The sequence below is a fragment of the Gracilibacillus pellucidus genome (assembly GCF_033949965.1).
In the GTDB taxonomy this organism is placed as follows: domain Bacteria; phylum Bacillota; class Bacilli; order Bacillales; family Amphibacillaceae; genus Gracilibacillus; species Gracilibacillus pellucidus.
In genome coordinates, this window is record NZ_JAWZSR010000006.1 from 158,118 (window position 1) to 173,341 (window position 15,224).

General features: G+C 36.8%; 13 protein-coding genes. 3 read left to right on the top strand and 10 right to left on the bottom strand.

The window, feature by feature from the left end:
• Window positions 1-27 precede the first annotated feature (27 nt).
• From pyk to dnaE, 6 genes are all read right to left on the bottom strand, one after another.
• Entirely contained in the window at window positions 28-1,788 is a 1,761-nt protein-coding gene (gene pyk, locus SH601_RS11965) for a pyruvate kinase (RefSeq protein WP_319958546.1), read from the bottom strand.
• Between the two features lie 49 nt (window positions 1,789-1,837).
• Window positions 1,838-2,797 (bottom strand): 6-phosphofructokinase, encoded by a 960-nt coding sequence (gene pfkA, locus SH601_RS11970; RefSeq protein WP_319958547.1) that lies wholly within the window; start codon window positions 2,795-2,797, stop codon window positions 1,838-1,840.
• Window positions 2,798-3,260: 463 nt separating this feature from the next.
• Complete coding sequence (gene accA, locus SH601_RS11975; RefSeq protein ID WP_413775118.1) at window positions 3,261-4,256, bottom strand: acetyl-CoA carboxylase carboxyl transferase subunit alpha; 996 nt, start codon at window positions 4,254-4,256, stop codon at window positions 3,261-3,263.
• A complete protein-coding gene (gene accD, locus SH601_RS11980) occupies window positions 4,219-5,109 on the bottom strand; it encodes an acetyl-CoA carboxylase, carboxyltransferase subunit beta (protein WP_319958549.1) in 891 nt (296 codons plus the stop codon). Before accD ends, accA begins: the two co-directional genes overlap by 38 nt.
• A 31-nt stretch (window positions 5,110-5,140) precedes the next feature.
• Entirely contained in the window at window positions 5,141-5,707 is a 567-nt protein-coding gene (locus SH601_RS11985; protein ID WP_319958550.1) for a FadR/GntR family transcriptional regulator, read from the bottom strand.
• A gap of 280 nt (window positions 5,708-5,987) precedes the next feature.
• A complete protein-coding gene (gene dnaE / locus SH601_RS11990) occupies window positions 5,988-9,272 on the bottom strand; it encodes a DNA polymerase III subunit alpha (protein ID WP_319958551.1) in 3,285 nt (1,094 codons plus the stop codon).
• Window positions 9,273-9,583: 311 nt separating this feature from the next.
• Here dnaE and ytrH point away from each other — a divergent pair, with 311 nt between their 5' ends.
• The gene (ytrH, locus tag SH601_RS11995) at window positions 9,584-9,916 is read left to right on the top strand and encodes a sporulation membrane protein YtrH (RefSeq protein WP_319958553.1); all 333 of its coding nucleotides are present in this window, start codon (window positions 9,584-9,586) and stop codon (window positions 9,914-9,916) included.
• A complete protein-coding gene (ytrI, locus tag SH601_RS12000; RefSeq protein WP_319958554.1) occupies window positions 9,913-10,428 on the top strand; it encodes a sporulation membrane protein YtrI in 516 nt (171 codons plus the stop codon). Before ytrH ends, ytrI begins: the two co-directional genes overlap by 4 nt.
• A 175-nt stretch (window positions 10,429-10,603) precedes the next feature.
• On the opposite strand, the gene SH601_RS12005 is transcribed toward ytrI, so the two are convergent.
• Window positions 10,604-11,542, bottom strand: coding sequence for a DHH family phosphoesterase (locus tag SH601_RS12005; RefSeq protein WP_319958555.1), 939 nt, complete (start codon window positions 11,540-11,542; stop codon window positions 10,604-10,606).
• Between the two features lie 114 nt (window positions 11,543-11,656).
• Here SH601_RS12005 and SH601_RS12010 point away from each other — a divergent pair, with 114 nt between their 5' ends.
• On the top strand, window positions 11,657-11,959 hold the full coding sequence (locus SH601_RS12010) for a YtpI family protein (protein ID WP_319958556.1): 303 nt from the start codon (window positions 11,657-11,659) through the stop codon (window positions 11,957-11,959).
• 41 nt (window positions 11,960-12,000) lie between these two features.
• Here SH601_RS12010 and SH601_RS12015 read toward each other — a convergent pair whose 3' ends face one another.
• The 3 genes from SH601_RS12015 to SH601_RS12025 form a co-directional block, all read right to left on the bottom strand.
• Complete coding sequence (locus SH601_RS12015) at window positions 12,001-13,314, bottom strand: DRTGG domain-containing protein (RefSeq protein ID WP_319958557.1); 1,314 nt, start codon at window positions 13,312-13,314, stop codon at window positions 12,001-12,003.
• Window positions 13,315-13,612: 298 nt separating this feature from the next.
• Window positions 13,613-14,293, bottom strand: coding sequence for a metal-dependent hydrolase (locus SH601_RS12020; RefSeq protein ID WP_319958582.1), 681 nt, complete (start codon window positions 14,291-14,293; stop codon window positions 13,613-13,615).
• Window positions 14,294-14,440: 147 nt separating this feature from the next.
• A complete protein-coding gene (locus SH601_RS12025; RefSeq protein ID WP_319958558.1) occupies window positions 14,441-15,109 on the bottom strand; it encodes a PspA/IM30 family protein in 669 nt (222 codons plus the stop codon).
• Window positions 15,110-15,224 lie beyond the last annotated feature (115 nt).

Consider the following 15,224-nt stretch of genomic DNA (forward strand, 5'->3'; position numbering starts at 1 on the left):
CGAGCTTCTTCTCTAGCATCTGTTTAATTAAAGTACGCTTGCGTGACCAGCGTAGATATCACCTTTTTGTGCGTCAATTGTAATATCTTTACCATCTGTAATTAGTTCAGTAGCTTTTTCTACTCCTACAATTACCGGAATGCCTAAACTTAATCCGACAACTGCAGCATGAGAAGTTAAGCCACCTTCTTCTGTAATTAAGCCGCCAGCTTTTTCAATAGATGGGATCATCTCTTTATCTGTTCCATAAGTTACGATGATATCACCTTGTTTTACTTTTAACTTTGCTTCTTCTGCATCTTTACAAACAACAGCTTGGCCATATGCACTACCTTTGCCAACACCTTGACCTTTCGCCAAAACATCACCAATCACATGAATTTTCATTAAGTTAGTAGTACCACTTTCACCAACAGGAACACCAGCAGTTATAATGACACGGTCACCACGTTTGAAGTGATCTGTCTTAATTCCTTCTTCAATCGCACCTTCTAGTACATCATCCGTTGTTTCACCTAACTCACCAACAATTGTCTCTACACCCCATACTAGTGCCAAGCTTCTGCTTACTCGTTCATTGAACGTAACCGCAACGATTGGTGCTTCTGGACGATATTTAGAGATCATACGAGCAGTGAAGCCACTTACTGTAGGTGTTAAAATGGCATCTACATTTAAGTTCATTGCTGAGTGATTAACAGATTGACTAATCGCGTCTGTAATATTCATATCTGAAGCTTTAGAGCGAAGGTCAAGTACTGCTTTGTGATCAATTCCTGTTTCTGCTTTTTTCGCAATATTGCTCATTGTTTGAACTGCTTCTACTGGATAATCACCAGCTGCTGTTTCACCAGAAAGCATGATTGCATCTGTTCCATCGAAGATTGCGTTGGCAACGTCTGAAGCCTCTGCTCTTGTTGGACGTGGATTACGTTGCATAGAGTCTAACATTTGTGTAGCTGTGATAACTGGTTTACCAGCATTGTTACATTTTCTGATCATTTCTTTTTGTACTAATGGTACATCTTCTGGTGGAATTTCTACTCCTAAGTCACCACGTGCAACCATTAAACCATCACTTACTTGAATAATTGCATCTAAATTATCGACACCTTCTTGGTTTTCGATTTTAGGGATAATTTGAATGTGTGTTGCATTATGTTCTTCTAATAATCCTCTAACTTCTAGTACATCTGATGCGCGACGAACGAATGATGGTGCGATAAAATCAACACCTTGCTCGATACCAAATTTAATATCAGCTGCATCTTTTTCTGTCATACCCGGAAGATTTACACTTACATTCGGTACGTTTACACCTTTTTTATTTTTTAATAAACCACTGTTTAATGCTACTGTTTTTAATTCATTTTTATCTTTCAAGATTTCTGTTACTTCAAGAGCAATTAAACCATCATCTAATAACAGTTTAGAACCTACTTCTACATCATCAATAAGCTCAGGGTAAGTAACAGCGATACGCTCTGCACTTCCTTCGATTTCTTCCATAGAAACATATACAGTGTTTCCTTTTACAATCTCAGCTTGACCGTCTTTTAAAACACCAGTACGGATTTCAGGACCTTTTGTATCTAAAAGAATAGCAACTGTTTTCCCTACTTTGTCTGCCGCACTACGGATATTGTTAATTCGTGCACCATGCTCGTCGAAGTCACCGTGTGAGAAATTCAAGCGAGCTACGTTCATACCTGCATTCATTAATTGTTCTAATTTTTCTTCTGATTCTGATGCTGGACCAATTGTACATACAATTTTTGTTCTTCTCATTATTACTTCCTCCTTAAAGGTTTCACCAATTAATATATTCATTTTTCTATTAAATAGAAAGCTGGTTCGATAATTTATACATACTCATATCTACCGAATGTTTTTGCCTCAACACTTCAATTATGTCATGGTCAACGACAACATTGTTTTGCACACCTACCATGCGTCCGCCGACTCCATCCATTAATAAATCAACTGCTTTAGCACCTAAACGACTTGCTAAAACACGGTCATAACCTGAAGGTGATCCTCCACGTTGAATATGACCAAGGACTGTTACACGCGTATCCATACTTGTTTCCTCTTCAATGCGCTGACCGTATTCAAAACCACTACCAACACCCTCTGCAAGGATAATGATACTATGTTTTTTACCACGTTCTTGTCCACGTTTTAACTTTCCTACTACACTTTCAAAACTTTCTTCTTTCTCTGGAATAATGACACTCTCCGCACCATTAGCAAGACCAGCCCATAGTGCTAAATCTCCAGCATCTCTTCCCATTACTTCAATAACATATGTACGTTCATGAGATGTTGCTGTATCGCGAATTTTATCTACTGCATCTACAATTGTGTTTAATGCTGTATCAAATCCAATGGTATAATCTGTTCCAGGAATATCATTGTCGATTGTTCCAGGTACACCTATACAAGGAAAACCTTTTTTCGTTAATTTTTCGGCACCATGAAATGACCCATCTCCACCTATTACAATGAGTCCTTCTATACCAAGTTTGTTCATTTGCTCAATGGCTTTTTGCTGACCTTCATCCGTTTTGAATTCTTCTGAACGAGCAGAATAAAGCATTGTTCCACCTCGTTGAATAATATCTCCAACAGAACCTAGTTCCATTTTCTCAATATTACCTTCCATTAAACCTTCATATCCATTATAAACGCCATATACGTCTAATCCATGAAAGATTGCATTACGAACAACTGCACGAACGGCTGCATTCATTCCCGGTGCATCGCCACCACTTGTTAATACACCAATTTTTTTCACATAAACCACCTCATTACCAAAATAAATTGTCCTACAACATTTTTTCCCATTTGTTCTATCTTTTAAACTATATAGGATTCCTAAATCAAATTATACATGAAACAAATGTGAAACTCATCCCTAAACAAGATAATTTTAGCGCATTTCGATTAACAATGAAAGTTTTTTAAATTTTTATCGACAAATTTTCTTATTTAACTTCTTTTCCACATAAAAAATTACTAAATAAAGTGTTCATTGATTACACTTTAAAACAAACGTTCTTACTTACTGCCTTTTATGATGTGTGTGTTAAATTCTTACTGATGGATTGCTCGCTCGGAAAGTTAGCATCCGTATACACCGTGATTTATTTGCTGCCACCCCCTAGCTTTCCTTCTTTTTGTCGCAAACTCTATTACAAACAAGGTTAATTATTCTATACAAAGCAAAAACCTCCCCATCCTACGGAGAGGTTTTCACCCTATAATTCGACTGTTTCCAATGTTGATTGGATTTCGCCGATTTTTTTATATTTGTCCCAACGCTTATCTAGTAAAGAAGCTTCTGATTCCGCTTCTAATTCTGATAGTGATTCATCTAACACTTTACTGATACTTAATGTTTGTGTGACAAGGTCGCGGTGTGCCCCACCTAATGGTTCCGCGATTACTTCATCAATAACACCTAATTCTTTTAAATCTGGTGCTGTAATTTTTAATGATTGAGCAGCTCTTTCTGCTTGAGTAGAGTCTTTCCATAAAAGAGCAGCAGCTCCCTCTGGGGAAATAACAGAATACGTAGAATTTTCTAGCATATGAATTCTGTCACCAACACCGATGCCTAACGCACCACCACTACCACCTTCACCGATAACAACACAGATAATTGGTACACTAATACCAGACATCTCCATTAAATTTTTCGCGATAGCTTCACTTTGGCCACGTTCTTCTGCCGCTTTCCCTGGATAAGCGCCTGTTGTATCAATAAACGTAATAATTGGTCGGTTGAATTTTTCTGCTTGTTTCATATGACGTAAAGCTTTGCGATACCCTTCTGGATGTGGCATACCGAAATTACGTTTTATCTTATCTTTCGTATTTTTACCTCGTTGATGTCCAATAATTGTTACGGGCTTATCTTTATACTTGGCAATACCTGCTACCATCGCTTCGTCGTCTCCAAAGAAACGGTCTCCATGAAATTCAATAAAATTAGTAAATAATTGCTCAATATAATCCAATGATGTTGGACGTTCTGGATGACGAGCGATCTGCACACGATCCCAAGGCTTTAATTGACCGTAAATATCATTTTCTAGCCTTGCTAAACGGTCTTCCATTTTTTTTATTTCATCTGACAAATCAATATCACTATCTTTCGTTATTGCTTTAAGTTCTTCAATCTTATCTCGTAATTCAACTACCGGTTTTTCAAACTCAAGCACGTGTTTCAACTGACTCACCTCCACAACCATGAATCTCTAGTATCGTACCTAACGTATCACGCATTTCTTCACGAGGAATGATTTTATCAACTTGTCCATTATTTAATTGGAATTCAGCTGTTTGAAAATCTTTCGGTAACTTTTCTCGAATAGTTTGTTCAATAATTCTTCTTCCAGCAAAACCAATTAATGCTCCTGGTTCAGCGAAATTATAATCCCCAATTGAAGCAAAACTTGCCGATACTCCACCAGTTGTAGGATTCGTCATTATCGAAATAAACAAGCCATTTTCTTTATGAAGACGTTGAATAGCCATTGATGTTTTCGCCATTTGCATTAAGCTAAGTATACCTTCTTGCATTCGCGCTCCACCAGAGGCAGTAAAAATAATAATAGGTATTTGTTGAACACGTGCACGTTCGATTGCTCTAGCAATTTTTTCACCAACGACAGAGCCCATACTACCCATCCTAAAACTAGCATCCATGATAGCAACTGCAGCTTTTCTACCATGAATTTGACCTTCACCAGTCACTACAGCTTCGTTTAGACCAGTTTTATTGCGGTCCTTCTCTACTTTTTCCTCATATTCGGGGAAGTTCAACGGATTTTCTGATACTAAATCCTCATCCCATTCTGTAAATGTTCCCTCATCAAATAAACTTGCTATACGTTGATGGGCCGAAATTCGATGGTGATGTCCACATTCCGGACAAACATTTAAATGTTTTACTAAATCTTTTTGATAAAATATTTTCTTACATCCATCACATTTTTTCATTAACCCTTGTGGCACATCTTTCTTACCATGCTCTGCAGGTATGGATGCATATTTTTTCCTGTTTCCAAACAAATTCAACAAGGAAGATTCCTCCTTCTTCATTACACTACAATGTATTCAAACCTTTATATGCTTATTCGATTGTTTCATTGTATTTTTTAATTGCATCATAATAATATTGTTCGGGATAGATCGTTTGATCCATATTATCTGAGAAATCTTGCATGAGTCGCCACACTTGCAACAAAAGCTGATTATTATTAGCTTCGAAAAAAAGGACAAAAAAGCGATGATGCTTTTCTTCATTCGATAAACTTGGATCCCTTAAAACTTCTTTAATCTGCTCTAATTGTTCTTCTGTTAACCTAGCTGACTGCAATACATGATTTTCTAACACTTGTTTCGCTTGTTGCAACTCTTCTAAAACATGTGTATTTTGCAAAACAAATGACGCTAGTAATTGTACTGCCTGATATGTCTGATAGTCTCTTAAATATGTGCCCTCTCCCTGTCTTGTTTCAATAATTCCTAATAATTCAATAGCTCGCAAAGCTTCGCGAACAGAGGAGCGGGCTGTATTTAATTGCACAGAAAGTTGCCGTTCTGAAGGCAACTTATCTCCAGGAATATATCCGTCTTCTTTAATAAGACGTTGAATTTCATTTAATACTTGCTGATACACTTTTATGCGCTCTGACATTAATTTCCTCCTGCTACTATCATAAGAGTGGTCAGACCAATTAACTATTACATTATATCAGATCAAATAATGATGTAAAGCGGGGGTAAATCGTAATAAAGATAACACGAATAGTTTATGGCTGCGAATGAAAAAAAATATATCCCCTGAATCCATACAGGAATGCAGAATGAGTGACCGTATTTTTCTTTTCACTCTTCTTCAGACGTTGTTCATCCAGCTTATGATTGACCGAAGTTAGCACCCGTTCACACCACGATTAAATATGAAAACATGCCATCTATTCATGTTTAACGACTACATTATCATCACCAAAATATTGTTTCAGCTCTTTTACGACATTCCATACTGTATCTACATTATATCTGCTGGATAATTTAAATAGTTGTCGAGGCTCCTCTTGATATAAATAAATGGTTGAAGCACCGGGATATTTGGTTGCTAACTCTTCTATTTTCTCAAGTAATGCATCGCTCTTTTCAGCTATTTTAATGTACACACTATCTGTCGTAAGTTGCTTTTCTTCTAGTTGATATGGTTCTATTACATTTATAATTAGTTGTTTCTTGCCATTTCGTTCCTCTAGTTTTCCTTCTACAAATACAAACCCATCCTCTTCTAACCAGTGATTTACTTGTCTATACACTTGCGGAAACAAGACAGCATCTAGTTCACCAGATTCATCCGAAAGAGTAGCAAAAGCCATTGACTCGCCTTTTTTAGTTCGGATTACTTTTAATCCTTGTACAACGACTGCCATTTTAATCATTCGGTGGTTCAAAGAGTATGCTTGCTGTATTTGGATATAGCCGTATTGTCTAATGTTATCTCGCACTTGTGCTAATGGGTGTCTAGAAACATAAAAACCAATCACTTCTTTTTCCATCATTAATTGTTTGATAGCTGGTAATGGTTCGGTCTCCGTATAAGAAACATCCAATGCAAGGTCACCTTCTAATAACTGAAGCTGATCATCAAATTCCTTGAACAGTTCTCCCTGCTCAATCGCTTCATCGAGACTAGCTAAAAGTGTTGCACGGTTATCATGTAATTCATCAAATGTTCCAGCTAAAATGAGGGCTTCCATCACGGACCGATTAATTTGCTTCATAGGCACTTTCAAACAAAAATCAAATAAATTTCTAAATAGTTGATTTTTACGAGCATCTATTATTGGCTGTACAACTTGATACCCGATCCCTTTGATCAATGTTAATCCAAGCCTAATTCCACCTTTTTCAATCTTAAACTTACCAATACTTTCGTTAATAGATGGTGGCAAAATGGTAATACCTCGCCCCTTTGCTTCACGTAGATACAGTTGAATTTTTTCCGTATTACCTGTATGCATGCTTAACATTTCTACAAAGAATGCTAATGGGTAATTAGCTTTTAAATAAGCTAATTGATATGCAATCACACTATATGCAACAGCATGGCTTCTATTAAATCCATAGTTACTAAAACGAACAATCCAATCAAACACTTCCTCAGCCGTCTTTTTAGTATAACCATTCTGCAAACTACCATGAATAAACTTTTGCTTATTATCCATCAGCAACTGTTTATCCTTCTTACTTACCGCTCTTCTTAGAATATCCGCTTCTCCATACGTAAAGCCTGCCATCTGATGGACGGTTTGGATAATCTGTTCTTGATATAGAAGGACACCATACGTTGTTTGTAAAATGGCATCCACATCTGGGTGCACAGAAGGAATTGGCCTTTTCTGATGTTTTCTTTCAATGTAAGTTGGAATAAACTCCATTGGCCCTGGACGATATAAAGCATTTACTGCCACAATATCTTCAAAATTAGTCGGTTTGAGTTCTTTTAGTACATTCTGCATTCCTTGCGATTCTAACTGAAACACACCATTTGTTTCGCCCTTTTGTAACAGATGAAAGGTGTTCACATCATCAAATGGAATATTTTCTAAGGAAATGGATATTTTATAATGAAACTCAATTTGCTTCAGAATCTTCTCAATTAACGTAAGATTACGCAGCCCAAGGAAATCCATTTTCAACAAACCAATTTTCTCTAAATCCTTCATTGGATATTGCGTTAATTCAATGCCACTATGTGCAGGCAATGTTGCTACATGTTCCGTTAGACGATCTTCACTAATGATGACACCTGCAGCGTGTGTCGAAGCATGTCTCGGCAATCCTTCTAACTGATTAGCAATTTTAAAAAGTCGCTTCAATTGCTCTGACTGCTTTACATATTCAGTTAAGTCTGGTGACTGCTTTAATAAGGCCGCAATCGTACTATTACTATCTTTGGGCAAAGATTTTAAAATATATGCTTGATCATTGTCATGAATGTCCAATACTTTAAAAAGCTCACGTAACAGCGATCTAGCCGCAAATGTACCAAAAGTGATAATTTGTGCCACATGGTCCGAACCATATTTCTCCACTACATATTGGATAACTTGATCCCTTTTCTCATCTGAAAAATCAATATCAATATCCGGCATACTAACTCGTTCCGGGTTTAAAAATCGCTCGAATAACAAATTGTACTGAATAGGATCCACATCTGTTATGCCTAACAAATAAGCAACAAGTGAACCTGCTGCAGAACCACGACCAGGTCCAACCATTATCTGATTATCCTTTGCATATTGAACAAAATCCCAAACTATCAAGAAGTAATCACTAAATCCCATTGATTGGATAACATCTAATTCATAATTTAGGCGCTCTTTAATCTCCGTTGTCACCACTTCATATTTAAGCTCTAGAGAGCGATGACACATCTCTTCTAAATAGCGATCTGCATGCATCTCATTTGGTACAGGGAATTTTGGCAAAAGCGTCTTTCCTAACTGTAATTCTATTTGGCACATGTTCGCTAAATTGTTCGCCTCTGTTAGCAACTCTGGCCAAGCATAAAAAGCGCTCTCCAGTTCCTCTGGTGCTTGTAGATGGGTACCTTGCACATTTTCTAGCATAGAACTGTTCCATTTGATACCTTGGGCAATTGCTTGCAGACTGCTGAACGCTGTCATATCTTGCACATTTAAATATCGGACATCAGATAACGCCACCTTACGAATTGGAAGAGGTTCTAGCTGCTGACGATAGGTAATCATTTGTTCATTTATTCCTAAAAAAAGCTGTTGAAGTCGTGTCTGATCATTGATTACTTGTAAATTAGACGCTATCTCGCTTAATTGCCATTGCTCGGCAGGTACTATTGTTATCAACGCATGATCAAATGATCCTAACATAGAAAGTGTTATTTTTTTATCATGCTGAATATCTGTGCTTATTTGCAAAAGGTGCTGATAACCAAGCTTATTTTTCGCTAAACTAATGATATCTGTAACTTGATCATTAATTTCCACTTGAAACTTCAAACCAATAATCGGATTAATTCCCGCATTCTTGCATGCTTGATAAAAAGAAATCGCTCCATACATTGTTCCTTCATCCGTTAATGCAAGATGCTGATAACCGTAGTCTTTTGCTTTTTGTATTAACGGTGCTATTTGAATCGTACTATTCATAAAGGAATAACCACTCTTAACTTGTAACGCAGCAAAACCTGACATACTTCCACCCCCTACATACGAGCAAACGTTCTGTTCCGTCTTGAAAATACTAATATTATATGTGAAATCCTACGATATTGCAACTAATCATTTCTAGATTGATGGCTTGTTAAACTCCGTCTACTAAGCTATTAAAAGGCTTTTAACCATATACTTTCCTTTCTCCTTTTCCATTACGTGCACATGAAAAGAACCTTCTCGTCTATTTAAGATAACAGATTTCCCTCACAAAAGCAGTTTTACACTTTTTAAACATATAGCGGACAAGCGCACATATATTGTAATAACTACTTTTTCAAGGAGGGCTAAAAATGGAGGAGCGATTTATAGTGACAATCATTCAATGCTTCTTTATTGCTCTCGGCGTCATGATCGGTGGTTCATTAATCGGTAGCATTGGTGCTTTTCTTACCGGTGACCCGCCCTTCACCCAAATCAATCGAATTGCCAAAAACCTTCGAATATGGGCAATTGTTGCTGCTATTGGTGGTACGTTTGACGCCATTTATAATTTTGAACGAGGCATATTAGAAGGATCTACTATTGATTTAGTTAAACAAATCGTACTCATCATTACTGCAATGGGTGGGGCCAATACAGCTCTTTTAATTATTGAATGGATTATTCAAGAGGAGATAGAATGATGCACATCCCTCCCTATCATAAACGCCCAGAATGGCAACGATTCCTAGCAGGTGTCGCATCGGGAACTATTATCGGCTACCTTATTTTCATTTATATGTTCGGACAATTACAAGAAAATTGGATTGAAGAAAACATTACCTTACGAGGCGAACTACAAGATTTAAAACAAACCTATGAAAATTTACAACAAAATCATGAAGCACTTGATGAACAAGCGAAAAAAGGTATACAAGTATCAGAGATTTCCATCGATTTATTAAATTTGGAAGAACTTCATTTAGAAAATGATCGGATTATGATACATCAATTAGAAGAAGCAATTCGAGCAGAAGCCACTGAAGCTATTGGTAAAAGTGTTGATGAGTTAGCTAATTCGGTAGGGTTACTTATATCCACCATCGAAAATAAAACGATCAATATTGATGATTTTCGTTTCCAAGCTGAAGTCAAAAGAATCATTATATCAGAAACAATCCAACTAGCTATCGAGCTAAAGAAAGCAGAGCCTTAATAACAGAGAAGCAATCGCATTAATTCATATTCACGTGTTAAATGAACAGGTCAAGTGAGTACATCTCATCAAGTAACATACATGAATCAGCGTTCACTTCTCCTGTTCATCAAGTGTATGATTTCTCTTCTCGCAATCTAATAAGTATGACTGTTTCGGGAATGAGAAAACAGAGCTACTTACAGACTTCTTCTAAATCTGCTATTACGTTCTCTACATCTTCCCATTGATGAATCTTTGCTCCTGAAGCAAGTGGGTGTCCGCCACCTTCATATTTTGCGGCTACTTGGTTAATAACAGGTCCCTTCGAACGAATCCGAACACGAATAACCGTTTCTTCCTCTACGAAAATTGCCCATGCTTTTATCCCTTCCACGTCTCCAAGGACACCAACAACTGCGCCAGTCTCAGATGGCTTCACATCAAATTGATCCATCACTTCCTTCGTCAACTTAACATAACTCACACCTTGTGGGGAAACACGAATATTTTGCAAAATATAGCCCTTCAACCTAGCTATATTAAGACTTGTTTTATACATTTCTTCATACATCGCAGTTCGGTCAAAATCGTATCCAACTAGTTCAGCTGCATAACGGAATGTTCGTTCCTTTGTACTTGGAAAAAGAAAGCGTCCAGTATCTCCGACAATTCCGCTGTATAGTAAGAAGGCAGCTCTATCTGTCATTTGTAAGCCTTGTTCTTTTTCTTTCATATAAAAATGATAAATCATTTCACTTGTAGAACTTGACTGTACATCCACCCACTGAACTACTCCATACGGATCGACTACGGGGTGGTGATCAATTTTGATTACTTCTTTCGCTAATTTGTATCTATCATCATCAATCCGTTCCTGATTAGCTGTATCACACACAATGACAAGTGATTCAGTAAATTGCTCATCCTTGACTTGATCCATTGTTGCCAAGAATGATAGCGAGCTATCATCTTCCCCAACCACATAGACCTCTTTGTCAGGAAAGCTTGCTTTAATGATTTCTGCCAGACCATTTTGAGATCCAAACGCATCTGGATCCGGTCGTACATGACGATGAATAATAATTGATTGATATTGTTTTATCTTTTCTAGAATTTGCGTTGCTTCTGTCATATGTAAACTCCTTTTTCATCATCTGTTATTTTTTCCTAGCATTTCTGATATACTCACGATACAATAAAAAGGTATTTTAATCTAGCAGATACCTTTTAAATGGAGGATTATATCATGATTATTTTTCCAGTTGTCATTATTATATCGATTTTTATGTATCTTTACTATAAAATAATGATCGCTAATGAGCCTGAACCACTGAAAAAAGAGATTAAAAACGCAAAAGCCCGTATTGCTCTTGGCGTTTTTATTAGTTTTTTCGGAATCAATCAATACTTATTTTACGAAACACAGCTATCATTATTTATTACTATTATTTTTCTGTTCTTTGGTATTATGCAAGGTTATGCAGGTTACAAACGACTTTCCCATTATAAAAAGGAATATCAAAAAAGAGTAGAAGTAGGACGCTCTTAACAAATTAACCACTCCTTTAATCTTCTTGGAGTGGTTTTTACTTATCGTTCAATTAACTGCGCCATTAGTAAAGCTTTCCCAACTACCTTCTTATCATGAAAAACTTCCACATCAATCTTCGCGGATTTCCTACCGACATCAATCATTTTAGGTTGGAAAGTAACTGTTGTATCTAATTGAATAGGCTTTAAGAAATAAACGGTTATATTCTCGACTACAAGATCTCCTTTCTTCTGATCTCGTAACATTCTGCGTGCAGATTCAATGACAAATGATACTAAAACACCATAAGAAAGTGTTCCGAGTTGACTAGTCATTTGCGGTGTAATCTTCGCTTGAAAAGCAGCACTTTGCTGTTCTTGTTGCGGATCTTCAAAACTATTAGAAACAATGTCATCAATTGTTTCTCCTACTTGTGGTTGTTTTTGAATATGTTGAAGAGCCTTTAATACATCCTGACGAGAAATTAACCCTTCTAACTGATGATGTGAATCTACTACAGGCATTATCTCAATACCTTCCCATACCATCATATGGGCAGCATATGCTAACGATGTTTCTTTCATTACAGTCAATGGGTTTTTCGTCATTACTTTATCAATATGCATATCCATTTTTCGACCTATTACATCCTTAGACGTAACCATTCCAACCACTTTATTTTTATCATCGACAACTGGATAACGACTATGCGTTGTTTTCTCTTCCCATTCATACCATTTAGCTACTTGATCTCTCGTTTTTAAAAAAAATGTATCTTCTATCTTCGTATAAATATCGCCGACTAAGACAATTTCTTTTTTGATCAATTGATCATAAATAGCTCTATTGATCATTGCTGCAACTGTAAACGTGTCATAACTCGTAGAAATAATCGGTAATTGTTTTTGATCTGCTAATTGTTTTGTTTCATCATCCGTATCGAATCCACCAGTTATTAATACTGCTGCACCTTCTTTTAATGCTAATTGATGTGCTTCCGTACGGTTTCCCACTATTAGTAGTGAATCCTTCTCCGTATAACGCATCATCGCATCTAGCTTCATCGCACCAATGACAAATTTGTTCAACGTCTTATACAAACCATCTCTCCCGCCAAGCACTTGTCCATCGACAATGCTTACAATTTCAGCAAAAGTTAAATTTTCAAAGTTTTCTTTTTGTTTGCGCTCGATTCGAATGGTTCCAACACGCTCGATAGTGCTAACTAATCCATTGTTTTCCGCTTCTTTAATAGCACGATAAGCTGTCCCTTCACTTACATTAAGCTCTTTGGCAATTTGCCTTACAGATATTTTACTACCTACTTTTAGAGATTCAATAAAGGATAAAATTTGTTCATGTTTTGTCGCCAATCGTTGCTCACCATTCTTTCATCTGTACTAATATTTTTTCTCTCTTTTTATTATACAGTTGTTCTTTTCAATATTCAATTTTTTCTTAAAACATTATGTTTTTAGGCTTTATGAATCAACTTATCCTTTAGGCTGTTTTATTACTTCTTTTATAATCTGTATTATTCTTTCATAATAAAGTAGAACTTATCAGAAAAGTAGCGTTCATTCACCCTCCACTTAGGCTTCCTTATTGAACTTGAAGTTTGAAGTGGAGGTATGAACTACTGTGAATAAAAGAGGACTCCAACCCCTTTTATTATAGTTCTACAGATTCTCCTGGTTCTAAATGTAGACCTTCACCTGTTTTGACATTTTGACAAAATGCTTCTCCATCTTGTTCGATTAATGGGAAGGTATTATAATGCATCGGTACAACTTGTTTAGCATTAACCCAGTCTGCTGCGATCAACGCATCTTCAGGTCCCATTGTGAAATTATCACCAATTGGTAAGAAAGCAAGATCAATATTGTTCAGTTCGCCAATTAATTTCAAATCAGAGAAAAGCGCTGTATCTCCTGCATGATAGACAGTCTTCCCTTCCGCAAAAAATAGAATTCCGGCTGGCATCCCACCGTAAATTCGATTCCCCTCTTCATCTTCGAACATCGATCCGTGAAATGCTGGAGTAAACTTCACCCTACCAAACGCAAAAGTATGAGAACCACCGATATGCATTGGATGTGTATTTAATCCCCTTGACGCTAAGTAACTTGCTAATTCATTCGGGGCAACCACTAGACAATTCGTACGTTCAGCAATACTGATTGTATCTCCCACATGATCATTGTGTCCATGCGTTAAAAGAATAACATCAGGATTTTGTTGCCCCGACTTTAAATCACTTAATCCGTTACCCGTGATAAACGGATCAATTAAAATAGTGTGATTCTCTGTTTGGATTTTGACACATGCTTGTCCGTGAAACGATACTTTCATCTTCCAATCCACTCCTTCTTCTCCATATATTTATCTTTCTACATACAGTATATTGAATATCCGATTTACTTTCCAACTATTTTCGTTTTATTAAAATCCATACTAAAAAGAGGATTCCAACACCATTGTCGGAATCCTCTTTACTTATTATTCTTTACCTAATTTCTTTTTCAATGCAGCTAGCTCATCATCGACATCATGGCTTGATAATGCATCTAATTCATCATCTAATGATCTGCTTGCAGCCGAAAGATCATCACTTGTATCTGCTTCTGCTTCAAATTGAAGAACTTTTTCCTCCATACGTTGGAACCCTTGTTTAGAAGCATCGTTACCAATTGATGACATAGTACGATTCATCTTTGTACGAGTTTTAGCAGATTCTGCTCTTGCTTTCAAGGAATCTTTCTTCAATTGCATTTGCTGATATTCTTTCTTCATTTCATCTAATTTCTCGCGAAGCTGATCTGCATCCTGCTTAGCACGCTCCCAAGATTCTCGTAATGATACCGCTGTTTGCTCTTGTTCATTTTTATCAGCTAGAGCACGACGAGCAAGATCTTCATTACCTGCTTCAATCGCTTTTTCTGCTTGTGCTAAACGCTTATCAACGATAGCTTGCGCATCATCAGATTTTCTTTTTAACATTTTTTCATTCGCAATTTGCTTAGCGACAGCTGACTCCACTTCGCGGATATCTGATTCCATATCACGCATGAATTGGTCAAGCATTTTCACCGGATCTTCTGCCCTGTCTAACATAGAATTTAATTCAGAACTCACAACAGTTTTGACTCTTTTGAAAAATTGAAACATATTTATCTCCTCCTAAGTAATCTTACATATAAGCTTAGCCTAGCTATTACTCATTCGATAGTAACAAAGTAAAACTCTTATATACTTACATACGATCAAAACGAAACGAAGTTTC